The organism is Streptomyces niger (assembly GCF_000718305.1).
In the GTDB taxonomy this organism is placed as follows: Bacteria; Actinomycetota; Actinomycetes; order Streptomycetales; family Streptomycetaceae; genus Streptomyces; species Streptomyces niger.
In genome coordinates this window covers 1-11,957 of the sequence record NZ_JOFQ01000026.1, presented here as the reverse complement: position 1 = coordinate 11,957, position 11,957 = coordinate 1, and the positions used below count along the sequence as shown (strand labels likewise).

The following is an 11,957-nucleotide window of genomic DNA, read 5'->3' as shown; positions in this document are numbered from 1 at the left end:
CTGTCGGGTGTGGTGCGGTGAGGAGCGGTGCTGTCGGTTGCAGTGCGGTGAGCTGCGGCGCTGTCGGGTGTGGTGCGGTGAGGAGTGGCGCTGTCGGTTTCGGTGCGGTGAGCTGCGGCGCTGTCGGGTGTGGTGTTGTGTGGAGTGGTGCTGCCGGGCGCGGTGCTGTGCGATGCCGTAGTCATCGTCACCACGCGGCTTCCGGGTGGGCGCGGGCGACCTCTTGCACCTCCGCGAGCAGCGGCGCCAGATGCTCCGTACGGTCACCGGACCGGCCGGAGCCCGGCAGCGGGGCGGCCTCGGGAGCCGCCAGCCCGGCCGCTTCGGACACCTGGCCGAGCACCGAGCGGGTCGCCTCGGCCACCTCCGCCGCCGGTACGCCGAAGTCCTCGCAGGTCCGGTCCGCGTACAGTTCGCCCAGCCAGGGGGCCAGTTCCGTCCAGGCCGCGGCCATCCGCCGGTGCGACTCCGCCGTGCCGTCACCGAGCCGGACGACCCACTCCGCGGCGTACTGCCGGTGGTACGTCAGCTCCTTGACGCCCTTCGCGGCCACCGCCGCCAGCACCGGGTCCGCGCAGCCGGCCAGCCGCTCGAAGAGGGCCAGCCGCCACGCGGACTGCACCAGCAGCCGGCCGACGCAGAACGCGAAGTCGCCGCGGGGCAGCTCGGCCAGGCGTACGTTGCGGAAGTCCGCCGCCTCGCGGAAGTACGCGTACGCGTCCTCGTCCCGGCCGGTGCCGTCGGCCTGCCCGGCGCGGGCGTACAGCAACCGGGCCTGGCCGAGGAGGTCGAGGCCGATGTTGGCGAGCGCCATCTCCTCCTCCAGCTCGGGGGCGCGGGTGACCCACTCCGCCAGCCGCTGCGCGCTGACCAGAGCGTCGTCCCCGAGGGCCACGCAGACCGCGGCCAGCGCCGCGGCGTCCACGCCCTCGGGCAGCGCCGTCGCCACGCCGTGCAGCGGGTCGGCGAAGCCCGTACCGAAGGCCCAGCGGGCGTCGCCCTCGTCGCCGCCGTCCGTCAGGGAGAGATACACGTGGTCGTCGAGCGCGTCGTGCGTCTCGCTCATGTCGGCTGCCATGTCTCAGCTGCTCCTGCTCCGCTAGATGTGCGGGACGTCCGCCGGGATGTCGTAGAAGGTGGGATGGCGGTAGACCTTGTCGCCGCTGGGCGCGAAGAACGGGTCCTTCTCGTCCGGCGTGGACGCCGCGATGTCGGCACTGCGCACGGCCCAGATCGAAACGCCCTCGTTCCGCCGGGTGTAGAGGTCCCGGGCGTGCGTGAGCGCCATCCGGTCATCGGCGGCACGCAACGATCCGACATGTACGTGGTTCAGCCCGCGCTTGCTCCGTACGAAGATCTCGTACAGCGGCCACTGACCCTTGGTGTCGCCCGGTGCTTCCTGCGTCTCGCTCATGCGGCGTACTCCTTGTCCTCCGCGCGGGCCCGCTCGGCCTGCTTCGCGGCGTGTGCCACCGCTGCTTCGCGCACCCAGGCGCCTTCCTCGTGGGCGCTGCGGCGCCGGGCCATCCGCTCGGCGTTGCACGGCCCGTCACCCTTGATGACCCGCATCAGCTCGGCGAAGTCCGGCGTACCGAAGTGGTGGCGACCGCGCTCCTCGTCCCACCGCAGCTCGGGGTCGGGGAGGGTGACGCCGAGCATGTCGGCCTGCGGCACGGTCATGTCCACGAACTTCTGCCGCAGCTCGTCGTTGGAGTGCCGCTTGATGCGCCAGGCCATCGACTGCGCGGAGTTGGGGGAGTCGTCGTCCGGCGGGCCGAACATCATCAGGGACGGCCACCACCAGCGGTTCACGGCGTCCTGCACCATGTCGCGCTGCGCCTGCGTGCCCCGCATCATCGTGCGCAGCAGCTCGTACCCCTGACGCTGGTGGAACGACTCCTCCTTGCAGACCCGCACCATGGCCCGCGCGTACGGGCCGTACGAACTGCGGCACAGCGGGACCTGGTTGCAGATCGCCGCGCCGTCCACGAACCAGCCGATGACGCCGACGTCGGCGAAGGTCGGGGTCGGGTAGTTGAAGATCGAGGAGTACTTCTGCCGGCCTTCCAGCAGGCGCTGGGTGAGGTCGTCGCGGTCCGCGCCGAGGGTCTCGGCCGCGGAGTACAGATACAGGCCGTGGCCGGCCTCGTCCTGCACCTTCGCGAAGAGGATCGCCTTGCGGCGCAGCGAGGGGGCGCGGGTGATCCAGGCGCCTTCCGGCTGCATGCCGATGATCTCGGAGTGGGCGTGCTGGGCGATCTGCCGGATCAGCGTCTTGCGGTACCCCTCCGGCATCCAGTCCCGCGGCTCGACGCGCTGGTCCCGGGCGATGGTGCGGTCGAAGTGCGCCTGGAGGTCCTGCTCCGGGGGCGGCGCCGCGGTGTCGCCCGGTGACGAGGAGGCAGAGCTTGGCATGTCCATCCTTCCCAACCGACCGTTCGTTCGGTTAACAGTCTCGTGTATCTCGCCGCCCATGGCAAGGGCCAACCGTGAATCAGTGCGATCGACGAACCCGTCCCCTGAGAAAGAGGCACCAGGGGCCGGGCCTCTGAGGGCGAGGCGCCAGGGGCCGAGGTCCCTGAGGGCGAGGCGCCAGGGGCCGGGGCCCCTGAGGGAGAGGCGCCAAGGGTTGGGTCCGTCAGCCCTTTCCCTGAAAGGGCAGGCCACGCTCGGTGGCCCGCTTCCCGACGGGGGTGGGCCTTGCGCTCAGCGGCCCCCGTCCTCTGGCCGGGGACTGCGATGAGCGGCCGTCCCTGTTGCGGTACGAGCCCGCGCTGAGCGACCGATCCCCTGCCCGGGGACGCGCTGAGCGAGCCGATCCTCCGGCGGTACGGGCCTGTGCTCAGTGGCCCGACCTTGACCGGATGGGCTTGCACTCAGTGGCCCGGCCCCTGACCGGACGGGCCTGCGCTCAGCGGCCCTCGAAGACGGGGCGGTCGCGGTCGAGGAAAGGCCGGACGGCCGACCGATGGTCGCGGCTCGCGCCGAGAGCGGTCTGCGCTGCCGCCTCGCGTGTCAGTACGTCCTCCGGAGCCGGCGCCGGGGCGCCCCGCAGCAGTCGCTTGACCTCGGCGTACGCCAGGGTCGGGCCCTGCGCGAGACGGCGGGCCGGCGCCAGGCCCCGGCCCCGCCGTCGTCCGCGACCCGGCGGACGACGGCGAGCAGCCCCTGGTCAGTCCCATGTGTAGAACCCCTGCCCCGACTTGCGGCCCAGTTCGCCGCGCGCCACCTTTTCGCGCAGCAGGGCGGGCGGCGCGAACCGCTCGCCCAGCGTGGCCTGCAAGTACTCCGCGATGGCGAGGCGGACGTCCAGGCCGACCAGGTCGGTCAGCTTCAGCGGGCCCATGGGGTGCTTGTAGCCCAGGCTCATCGCCGCGTCGATCGCGGCGGGCTCGGCCACGCCCTCCTCGACCATGCGGACCGCTTCCAGGCCGAGCGCCAGCCCCAGCCGGCTGCTGGCGAAGCCGGGGGAGTCCTTGACCACGACATCGGTCTTGCCGAGCGCACGCGTCCAGGCGAGCGCCGCCTGCAGCGTGGCGTCCGCGGTGTCCGGGGCCACGACCAGCTCGATCAGCGCCGAGGCGGGCACGGGGTTGAAGAAGTGCATGCCCAGGAAGCGCGCCGGACGCCGGAGCGCCGTGCTCAGCTCCGTGACCGACAGTGAGCTGGTGTTGGTCGCCAGGACCGTGCCGTCGGACACCGCCGCCTCCGCCGCGGCCAGCACCTTCGCCTTGAGCGCCGCGTCCTCCGGCACCGCCTCCACGACCAGCTCGACCTCGCCGGGCAGCTCGTCGGGGGAGGCGACCGTGGTCACCCGGGCCAGTACCGTCTCCGCCGGCTCCGCGAGCTTGCCGCGCTCGGCGGCGCGCGAGAGCCCGGTGGCCACCCGGTCCAGCGCGGCGGCCGCGGCCTCGGCGCCGCTCTCGACGACCGTGACCCGTGAACCGGCCGCCGCGAACGACTGCGCTATGCCCGCGCCCATCCGGCCGCCGCCGATCACGCCCACCGCCTCCGGTGCCGCGTCCACTCCGGCCTCCTCCGCTGCCGCGCTCATGCCTGCTCTCCCTTCATGGCCAGGTCCCGCTTCTCGGGGCCCGTGGCCAGGTCCCGCTGCTCCGGTTCCGTGGCCAGGTCCCGCTGCTCCGGGCCCCTTTCCTCCAGGCCTCTTTCCCCCGGGCCCCTTTCCTCCAGGCCTCGTTTCTCCGGGCCCCGCTTCTCCAAGAACCGCGTCATCCGGTCCCTCTTGTCCTGCCCCTCGAACAGCACCGCCTGCGCGAGGTCGTCGGCGACCGGGTGCGCACCGGGCGCGTCCACCACGAGCTTGGTCAGCCGCAGCGCCGTCGCCGAGGAACGGGCCATGCGGTCCAGTACGGCGTGCGCCCGGTCCAGCAGCTCGTCGGCGGGGACGACCTCCATGACCAGGCCCGTGGCGAGGGCCGCCGCCGCGTCCAGGTTCCGTCCGGCGAGCAGTACCTGCTTGGCGACCGACTCGCCGACCAGCTCCGGCAGCCGCCAGGAGGCACCGGCCGCGGCGAGGATGCCGAGTCCGGGCTCCGGGTTGCCGAACACCGCGTCCGGCCCGGCTATCCGGATGTCGCAGGCGTAGCTCAGCTCGGCGCCGCCGCCCAGCGCCCAGCCCTCCACCGCGGCCACCGTGGGCATCGGCAGCCGGCGTACCCGCTCGAACAGTCGGCTGTTGATGCCCTGCAGTGCTTCGTCCCGGCCGCGCCGCAGCAGTTCGGCGATGTCGGCACCGCCCGCGAAGACACCGCCGTGCCCGGTGAGCAGGAGCAGCTTCGGGTCGCGCTCCAGCAGGTCGCAGACCGCGTGCAGCTCGGAGATCATCTGCCCGCTGATGGCGTTGCGCGCCGTGGGCCGGTACAGGGTCACCACGACCCGGTCCGCCCGCTCCTCGACCCGCAACGTCTCGAACGACCCGTCCGTCCCCGCACCGCCCACGCCGCTCACCACGCGCCCCATACCCGTAGCCGCCGCGCGCTCCGTACCTCCCGCCGCCGCGCGCTCCTCACCCGTAGCTGCCCGATGCTCCACAGCCGTCACCGGCGCTTGCTCCGTACCTCCCGCCGCCGCGTGCTCCGCACCCGTAGCTGCCGCTGTCGGTGCCGCTGCCGCGCGCTCCCGCGCCGTGCCGCTCATATTCGCTCCACCAGCATCGCGACGCCCTGGCCGACGCCTACGCACAGGGTGGCCAGGCCCCGGCGGGCGTCCTCGCGCTCCAGGCGGCCCAGCAGGGTCAGGAGGATGCGGGCGCCGGAGCAGCCGAGGGGGTGGCCGAGCGCGATGGCGCCGCCGTCTGCGTTGACCTTCTCCTCGTCCAGGCCGAGCCGCCGGACGACGGCCAGGGACTGCGCGGCGAAGGCCTCGTTCAGCTCGATCGCGTCCAGCTCGGCGGTCTTCCAGCCGGCGCGGGCGAGCGCCTTCTCCGTGGCCGGTACGGGGCCGAGGCCCATGAGGTTCGGCTGGAGGCCGGCCGAGGCGGAGGTGACGATGCGGGCCCGGGGCGTCAGGCCGTACCGCCGTACCGCCTCGCTGCTCGCCACCAGCAGCGCCGCAGCGCCGTCGGAGAGCGGCGAGGACGAACCGGCCGTCACGATGCCGTCCGCACGGAAGATCGTGCGCAGCGAGCCGAGCTTGTCGAGCGTCGTGCCGGGGCGCGGTCCCTCGTCCCGGGTCACCTCGGTGTCCGTACCGGCCTTGGCGCCCTTGACCGGTACCGGGACGATCTCGCGGTCGAAGTGTCCGGCCTCCTGCGCGGCGACCGCCCGCTGGTGACTGCGGAGCGCGAAGGCGTCGGACTCGGCGCGCGTGATGCCGTCGAGGGCCGCGACCTCCTCGGCTGTCTCGCCCATGGAGAGCGTCGTCTTGGGCGTCTCGGGCCCGGACCCGGCCGTCCCCCGGTCGGCGGCGGCGAACTTCGGGTTGGTGAACCGCCAGCCCAGCGAGGTGTCGTGCACCTCGCCCGGCTTCGCCCAGGGCGTGCCGGGCTTGGCCATGACCCAGGGCGCGCGGGTCATCGACTCCACGCCGCCCGCCACCACGAGGTCCGCCTCGCCTGCCCTGATGGCCTGCGCGGCCGAGGCGACGGCGGTCAGGCCCGACGCGCACAGGCGGTTGACGGTGTACCCGGGCACGCTGTGCGGCAGGCCGGCCAGCAGGACGGCCATCCGCGCCACGTCGCGGTTGTCCTCGCCGGCCTGGTTGGCCGCGCCGAGTATGACCTCGTCGACCGCCTCGGCCGGGGCACCGGCCCGGCGCACCGCCTCGCCGACCACGAGTGCGGCCAGGTCGTCGGGGCGTACGGAGGCCAGCGCGCCGCCGTACCGGCCCTGCGGCGTACGGGCGCCGTCGACCAGGTAGACCTCGTCGGACACGTCAGCTCTCCTCGGTGGCGGTGGCCGCTTCGGGGGCCACGTGGCGGCGGGACTGGAGTACGTCGAACCGGCCGGTGATGAAGGCGGAGTCGGTGAGCGTGGCGGAGGCGGCCGGGTTCGCCGCGCTGCCGTGGAAGTCGCTGAACGCCGCGGTCTGGTTGGGGAAGACCGCACCGGTGAGGTTCTCCGAGAGGTGGACGCCGGCCTCGAAGGCGGCGGCGCGGGTGGCCTCCAGGACGTCCTCGCCGGTGGCGTGCACGGTGGCGGTGAGCGCGCCGTGCTCGCGGACCGTCTCGGTGAACAGCCGCAGGCTGTGCTCGGTGGAGTCGGTGGCGATCACGAACGATATGGGGCCGAACCACTCCCGGGTGTACGTCGCGGCGTCCTCGGTCGCGTCCAGCAGCGCGACGTGCGGCGTGCTCAGCGTGGCGCCGTCGTACTCCGGGTGCGGGACGGTCCGCGAGGGGTGCACGGCCCGACCCAGCCCTGCGGCCTCGGCGAGTCGGGCCCGTACGCCGTCGTTGACGAGCGCGCCGAGCGTGCCGGCCGCCCGCTGCGGGTCGCCGAGCAGCTTGTCCAGCGCGCCCGCCAGGTCCTCGGCGAACTCGGCGGCGGTCCGGGTGCCCTGGTCCGTGGTGATGCCGTCACGGGGGACGAGGAGGTTCTGCGGGGTGGTGCACATCTGGCCGCTGTAGAGGGACAGCGAGAAGGCGAGGTTGCGCAGCAGGCCCTTGTAGTCGTCGGTGGAGTCCAGCACGACGGTGTTCAGACCGGCCTTCTCCGTGTAGACGACGGCCTGGCGGGCGTGGTCCTCCAGCCAGTTGCCGAACTCCTTGGAGCCGGTGAAGTCCACGACGCGGACCTCCGGGTGCAGCGCAAGTTCGGCTGCGGTGCGCTGGTCGGCGGTCTCGGCCGCGAGCAGGATCACGTCCGGGTCGAAGCCGGCCTCGGTCAGCACCTCGCGGGCGATCCGGACGGTGATCGCCAGCGGCAGCACCGCGCCCGAGTGCGGCTTGACGACCACCGGGTTGCCCGTGACCAGGCCGGCGAAGAGGCCCGGGTAGCCGTTCCACGTGGGGAAGGTGTTGCACGCGACCAGGAGGTTCACCCCGCGGCCCACGGGGGTGAAGGTCTTTTCCATGACCAGCGGCTCGCCCTTGCGCTGCGGCTTGGTCCAGCGGGTCACCGCCGGGAGCTTCTTCTGCTCGGCCCAGGCGTACGCCACCGCCTCCAGGCCGCGGTCCTGCGCGTGCGGCCCGCCCGCCTGGAACGCCATCACGAAGGGCTGGCCCGTCGTGTGGTGCACCGCGTGCGCGATCTCGAAGCTCGCGGCGTTCAGCCGGGACAGGATCTCGGCGGCGATGCCCGCGCGGACGTCCGGGGTGGCCGCGCGCCAGGCCGGGGCCGCCGCCTTCGCCGCGGCCACCGCCTCCTCGGGCGTCACCTGCGGATACTCGACGTCCAGCGGCAGGCCGTACGGAGAGCGCTCGGCGACGGCGACCGTGCCGCTCTGCGGGTGCCCGGGGAGCTTGAAAGAGGTGCTCAGGTGGGCGCGGAACGCGGCCTCGCCGGCGTCCGCCGCCTCCGCGCCGTAGACCTTCGGGCTCGGGGACTCCGGGTGCGGCGACCAGTGGTCACGGTCGCCGGCCGCGGCGACGGCCCGCTCCAGCAGGTCCTTGTGACGGGCGAAGAAGTCGGGACGCTCAGTGGCGTGACCGGAGGACCGGCCGTCGGATCGATCAGTGACGCTCTCGGACAAGGCAGTCCACCTCTTGACAGGCGTTTCAGATGCTGATTGTTTAACCGCGTCGACACGCTAACCGAATGTTCGGTCGGGCAGCAAGGGTGGTTGATGTCCTGTGGAAAACTCCGGTCCGGCCCAGCGGATGTTCGCCGCCGACCAGGCGTCCCAGCGGCTCGGCATCGAATTACTGGAGGCCGGTGAGGGATCCGCGCTGCTCCGCATGACCGTCGACGAGACCATGGTCAACGGGCACGGCATCGCCCACGGCGGCTACCTGTTCCTGCTCGCCGACACCGCCTTCGCCTGCGCCTGCAACAGCCACGGCCCGGTGACCGTGGCCGCCGGCGCCGACGTGACCTTCGTGGCGCCGGCGAAGCAGGGCGACGTCCTCTTGGCCCGGGCCGAGGAGCGTGCGCGGTACGGACGGAGTGGCATATACGACGTGACCGTCCGGCGGGGTACGGAAGTCATCGCGGAGTTCCGGGGGCGAAGCCGCGCGATCCGAGGTGTGGAGGAATGAGCAGCATGGGCAGCAACCTGAAAGCCGCGGCGGGCGCGCGGAGGACCGGCACCCCGCTCCCCGCCGAACTGCTGGACGCGGGCGAGCGGATGAGCCTCGACGAACTGCGCGCGCAGCAACTCGACAACCTCCGGGCCACGCTGCGCCACGCCTACGAGAACGTGGAGCTGTACCGCAAGAAGTTCGACGCGGCCGGCGTCCGCCCCGAGGACTGCCGCAGCCTCGCGGACCTCGCGCGCTTCCCCTTCACCACCAAGGCCGACCTGCGCGACACGTACCCCTTCGGGATGTTCGCCGTGCCCATGGCGGACGTCCGGCGCCTGCACGCCTCCAGCGGCACGACCGGCCGCCCCACCGTCGTCGGGTACACCGAGGCCGACCTGGACATGTGGGCGGACGTGTTCGCCCGCTCGATCCGCGCGGCCGGCGGCCGGCCCGGCCACAAGGTGCACAACTCCTACGGGTACGGGCTGTTCACCGGCGGCCTCGGCGCGCACTACGGGGCCGAGCGCGCGGGCTGCACGGTGATCCCCGCCTCCGGCGGCATGACCGCCCGTCAGGTGCAGATCATCCAGGACTTCCGCCCCGAGATCATCCTCGTCACGCCCTCGTACATGCTCACCCTCCTCGACGAGTTCGAGCGCCAGGGCATCGACCCGCGCACGTCCTCGCTGGAGATCGGCATATTCGGCGCCGAACCGTGGACCGAGGAGATGCGCCGCGAGATCGAGGAGCGGATGGACATCCACGCGGTCGACATCTACGGCCTCTCCGAGGTCATCGGCCCCGGCGTGGCCCAGGAGTGCGTGGACACCAAGGACGGGCTGCACATCTGGGAGGACCACTTCTTCCCCGAGGTCGTCGACCCGGTCACCGGCGAGGTGCTGCCGGAGGGCGAGGAGGGCGAGCTGACGTTCACCTCGCTGACCAAGGAGGCGCTGCCGATCATCCGGTACCGCACCCGCGACCTCACCCGCCTGCTGCCCGGCACGGCCCGGCCGAGCTTCCGCCGGATGGCCAAGGTCACGGGGCGCTGCGACGACATGATCATCCTGCGTGGGGTGAACCTCTTCCCGTCGCAGATCGAGGAGATCGTGCTGCGCACCCCCGGGGTCGCCCCGCACTTCCAGCTGGAGCTCTCCCGGCGCGGCCGGATGGACCATCTGACCGTACGGGTCGAGGCGCGCCCCGACGCCGCCACGGAGGCCCGCACAACGGCCGCTGAGACGATCGCCAAGGGCATCAAGGACGGCGTGGGCGTGACGGTGGGCGTGGACGTCGTCGACCCGGAGACGCTGCAGCGCTCGGTGGGCAAGATCAAGCGCATCGTCGACCTCCGCGACAAGGGCTGAGACCGTGCCCCGCGCCCGGCGTGTCACAGTGAGGGCATGATCAGACGACCCGACCGGAACCCGGGGGCACGGCAGGGCCGGACCACCTACGACCGCGACTCCCTCGTGGAGGTCGCGGTCGCGGTGTTCAACGAGCGCGGCTACGACGGCACCGGCATGGAGGAGCTGGCCCGCCGGCTGGGCATCAGCAAGTCCTCGATCTACCACCACGTGTCCGGCAAGGAGGAACTGCTCGACCTGGCCGTCAGCCGGGCGCTGGACGCGCTCTTCGCCGTACTGGACGAGCCGTGCGGCGCGCACGCGAACGCCACGGCCCGGCTGGAGCACACCGTACGGCGCAGCGTCGAGACCCTGGCCGCCGAGCTGCCCTACGTGACGCTGCTGCTGCGGGTGCACGGGAACAGCGAGGCGGAGCAGCGGGCCCTGGAGCGGCGGCGTGAGTTCGATCACCGGGTCGCGGAGCTGGTGCGGCAGGCGGCGGCCGAGGGCGGGGTGCGCGGCGACATCGAGCCGGGGCTGACCAGCCGGCTGCTCTTCGGGACGGTCAACTCCTTGATCGAGTGGTATCGCCCGGACGGCGGACTGTCCGTCGCGGCGCTCGGTGACGCGCTGACCAGCATGGTCTTCGACGGTCTTCGGGTGCAGCGGCCCTAGTGGCCCGGCCGTTGCGGCGCGCCGGGACGGCCGGCGCCGGGTCCGCGACACGCCCGGGCGTCGACCGCGTCAGGATTCGGTGGATTGCGGATGTCTAGGACGGCGCAACGTGGGCAGGGGAGCCGGGCGGCCGCGTGGCGCGGGTCGCGGAGCACGGCATCTGGGACACCCTGGAGGAATACGCCGCTTCGCGTTCCCCGTTGACGCGGCTGAATACCGACGACCGGACCGGAAGCAGGGAAAGAACATGAGCACGGTAGAGCTCACCAAGGACAACTTCGACGAGATCGTCTCCGGGAACGACTTCGTCCTCATCGACTTCTGGGCCGAGTGGTGCGGTCCGTGCAAGCAGTTCTCGCCGGTCTTCCAGAAGTCCTCCGAGAAGCACGAGGACCTGGTCTTCGCCAAGGTCGACACCGAGGCGCAGCCCGAGCTGGCCGCGGCCTTCCAGATCCAGTCGATCCCCACCGTGATGATCGTCCGGGAGAACATCGCGGTCTTCTCGCAGCCGGGCGCGCTCCCCGAGGAGGCCCTGGAGGACGTCATCGGCCAGGCCCGCAACCTGAACATGGACGAGGTCCGCGCTTCTGTCGAGGAGGCTCAGAAGGAGCAGCAGGCCGGCGGTGAGTGAGCTGCTGCTGATCCGGCACGGTGAGACGGAGTGGAGCCGTTCGGGACAGCACACCAGCTGGACCGACCTCCCCCTCACCGCTCGCGGTGAGGAGCAGGCCCGGGAACTGGGCCCGCTGCTCGCCGGCCGGACAGTGGCGCTGACGCTGGTCAGCCCCCTGGGACGGGCCCGGAGGACCGCCGAGCTGGCCGGTCTGACCCGTACCGAGGTCGACCCCGACCTGGTCGAGTGGGACTACGGCGGCTACGAAGGCGTCCGCACGGTGGACATCCACCGCACCCGCCCCGAGTGGTTCCTGTTCACCGACGGTGTCCCGCCGGGCCCCGAAGGGCATCCGGGGGAGTCACCCGAGGAGGTGGGGGCGCGCGCCGACCGCCTTCTGGCCCGGCTGGAGCCCCGGCTGCAGGCGGACGACGGAGACGTGGCCCTGGTGGGGCACGCGCACTTCCTGCGGGTGCTCACGGCCCGGCGGCTGGGGCTGCCCGCGTCCGCCGGTGCGCTGTTCACCTTCGAGACCGGTGCGGTCGGCGTGCTCGGCACGGAACACGACCGCCCGGCGGTGGTGGCCTGGAACACCCGGACGCCGTAGGCAGGCCCGCCGCCCGCCGCCCGCCGCCCGCCGCCCGCCGCCCGCCGCCCGCCGCCCGCCGCACGTACGAGTGCG

At 72.7% G+C, this 11,957-nt stretch carries 12 protein-coding genes; 5 read left to right on the top strand and 7 right to left on the bottom strand.

Going from position 1 to position 11,957, the window contains the following annotated elements; all coding sequences use genetic code 11:
* Positions 1 to 187: 187 nt before the first annotated feature.
* The 7 genes from paaC to paaN form a co-directional block, all read right to left on the bottom strand.
* Entirely contained in the window at positions 188 to 1,078 is an 891-nt protein-coding gene (paaC, locus tag IF20_RS32355; protein ID WP_234426905.1) for a 1,2-phenylacetyl-CoA epoxidase subunit PaaC, read from the bottom strand.
* A 21-nt stretch (positions 1,079 to 1,099) separates the two neighbouring features.
* Positions 1,100 to 1,414, bottom strand: a complete 315-nt coding sequence (gene paaB / locus IF20_RS32350; protein WP_052868986.1) for a 1,2-phenylacetyl-CoA epoxidase subunit PaaB — start codon at positions 1,412 to 1,414, stop codon at positions 1,100 to 1,102.
* The gene (gene paaA, locus IF20_RS32345; protein ID WP_110944761.1) at positions 1,411 to 2,415 is read right to left on the bottom strand and encodes a 1,2-phenylacetyl-CoA epoxidase subunit PaaA; all 1,005 of its coding nucleotides are present in this window, start codon (positions 2,413 to 2,415) and stop codon (positions 1,411 to 1,413) included. Before paaA ends, paaB begins: the two co-directional genes overlap by 4 nt.
* 757 nt (positions 2,416 to 3,172) lie before the next feature.
* Positions 3,173 to 4,054 (bottom strand): 3-hydroxyacyl-CoA dehydrogenase family protein, encoded by an 882-nt coding sequence (locus tag IF20_RS32340; protein ID WP_052868982.1) that lies wholly within the window; start codon positions 4,052 to 4,054, stop codon positions 3,173 to 3,175.
* Positions 4,051 to 4,980 (bottom strand): enoyl-CoA hydratase/isomerase family protein, encoded by a 930-nt coding sequence (locus IF20_RS32335; protein WP_110944747.1) that lies wholly within the window; start codon positions 4,978 to 4,980, stop codon positions 4,051 to 4,053. Before IF20_RS32335 ends, IF20_RS32340 begins: the two co-directional genes overlap by 4 nt.
* Before the next feature lie 173 nt (positions 4,981 to 5,153).
* Entirely contained in the window at positions 5,154 to 6,392 is a 1,239-nt protein-coding gene (locus IF20_RS32330; protein WP_052868980.1) for a thiolase family protein, read from the bottom strand.
* A 1-nt stretch (position 6,393) separates the two neighbouring features.
* Entirely contained in the window at positions 6,394 to 8,064 is a 1,671-nt protein-coding gene (gene paaN / locus IF20_RS32325) for a phenylacetic acid degradation protein PaaN (RefSeq protein WP_052869043.1), read from the bottom strand.
* A 214-nt stretch (positions 8,065 to 8,278) separates the two neighbouring features.
* On the opposite strand from paaN, the gene paaI reads away from it, so the two are divergent.
* The 5 genes from paaI to IF20_RS32300 all read left to right on the top strand — a co-directional run bounded on the left by paaI (position 8,279) and on the right by IF20_RS32300 (position 11,882).
* Positions 8,279 to 8,656, top strand: a complete 378-nt coding sequence (gene paaI, locus IF20_RS32320; protein ID WP_052868978.1) for a hydroxyphenylacetyl-CoA thioesterase PaaI — start codon at positions 8,279 to 8,281, stop codon at positions 8,654 to 8,656.
* A 5-nt stretch (positions 8,657 to 8,661) separates the two neighbouring features.
* A complete protein-coding gene (gene paaK, locus IF20_RS32315) occupies positions 8,662 to 10,008 on the top strand; it encodes a phenylacetate--CoA ligase PaaK (protein ID WP_407702582.1) in 1,347 nt (448 codons plus the stop codon).
* Positions 10,009 to 10,044: 36 nt separating this feature from the next.
* Positions 10,045 to 10,662: a TetR/AcrR family transcriptional regulator gene (locus IF20_RS32310; protein WP_052868975.1), complete on the top strand. Its 618-nt coding sequence runs from the start codon at positions 10,045 to 10,047 to the stop codon at positions 10,660 to 10,662.
* A 79-nt stretch (positions 10,663 to 10,741) separates the two neighbouring features.
* Complete coding sequence (trxA, locus tag IF20_RS32305; protein WP_324605608.1) at positions 10,742 to 11,293, top strand: thioredoxin; 552 nt, start codon at positions 10,742 to 10,744, stop codon at positions 11,291 to 11,293.
* Positions 11,286 to 11,882 (top strand): histidine phosphatase family protein, encoded by a 597-nt coding sequence (locus tag IF20_RS32300; protein ID WP_052868972.1) that lies wholly within the window; start codon positions 11,286 to 11,288, stop codon positions 11,880 to 11,882. The genes trxA and IF20_RS32300 overlap by 8 nt, the downstream gene beginning before the upstream one ends.
* Positions 11,883 to 11,957: the final 75 nt, after the last annotated feature.

Bases quoted from the DNA above. Each gene is read 5' to 3' on its own strand.
- paaC (WP_234426905.1), bottom strand. From the start codon at position 1,078: ATGGCAGCCGACATGAGCGAGACGCACGACGCGCTCGACGACCACGTG.
- paaB (WP_052868986.1), bottom strand. From the start codon at position 1,414: ATGAGCGAGACGCAGGAAGCACCGGGCGACACCAAGGGTCAGTGGCCG.
- paaA (WP_110944761.1), bottom strand. From the start codon at position 2,415: ATGCCAAGCTCTGCCTCCTCGTCACCGGGCGACACCGCGGCGCCGCCC.
- IF20_RS32340 (WP_052868982.1), bottom strand. From the start codon at position 4,054: ATGAGCGCGGCAGCGGAGGAGGCCGGAGTGGACGCGGCACCGGAGGCG.
- IF20_RS32335 (WP_110944747.1), bottom strand. From the start codon at position 4,980: ATGGGGCGCGTGGTGAGCGGCGTGGGCGGTGCGGGGACGGACGGGTCG.
- paaI (WP_052868978.1), top strand. From the start codon at position 8,279: ATGTTCGCCGCCGACCAGGCGTCCCAGCGGCTCGGCATCGAATTACTG.
- paaK (WP_407702582.1), top strand. From the start codon at position 8,662: ATGGGCAGCAACCTGAAAGCCGCGGCGGGCGCGCGGAGGACCGGCACC.
- IF20_RS32310 (WP_052868975.1), top strand. From the start codon at position 10,045: ATGATCAGACGACCCGACCGGAACCCGGGGGCACGGCAGGGCCGGACC.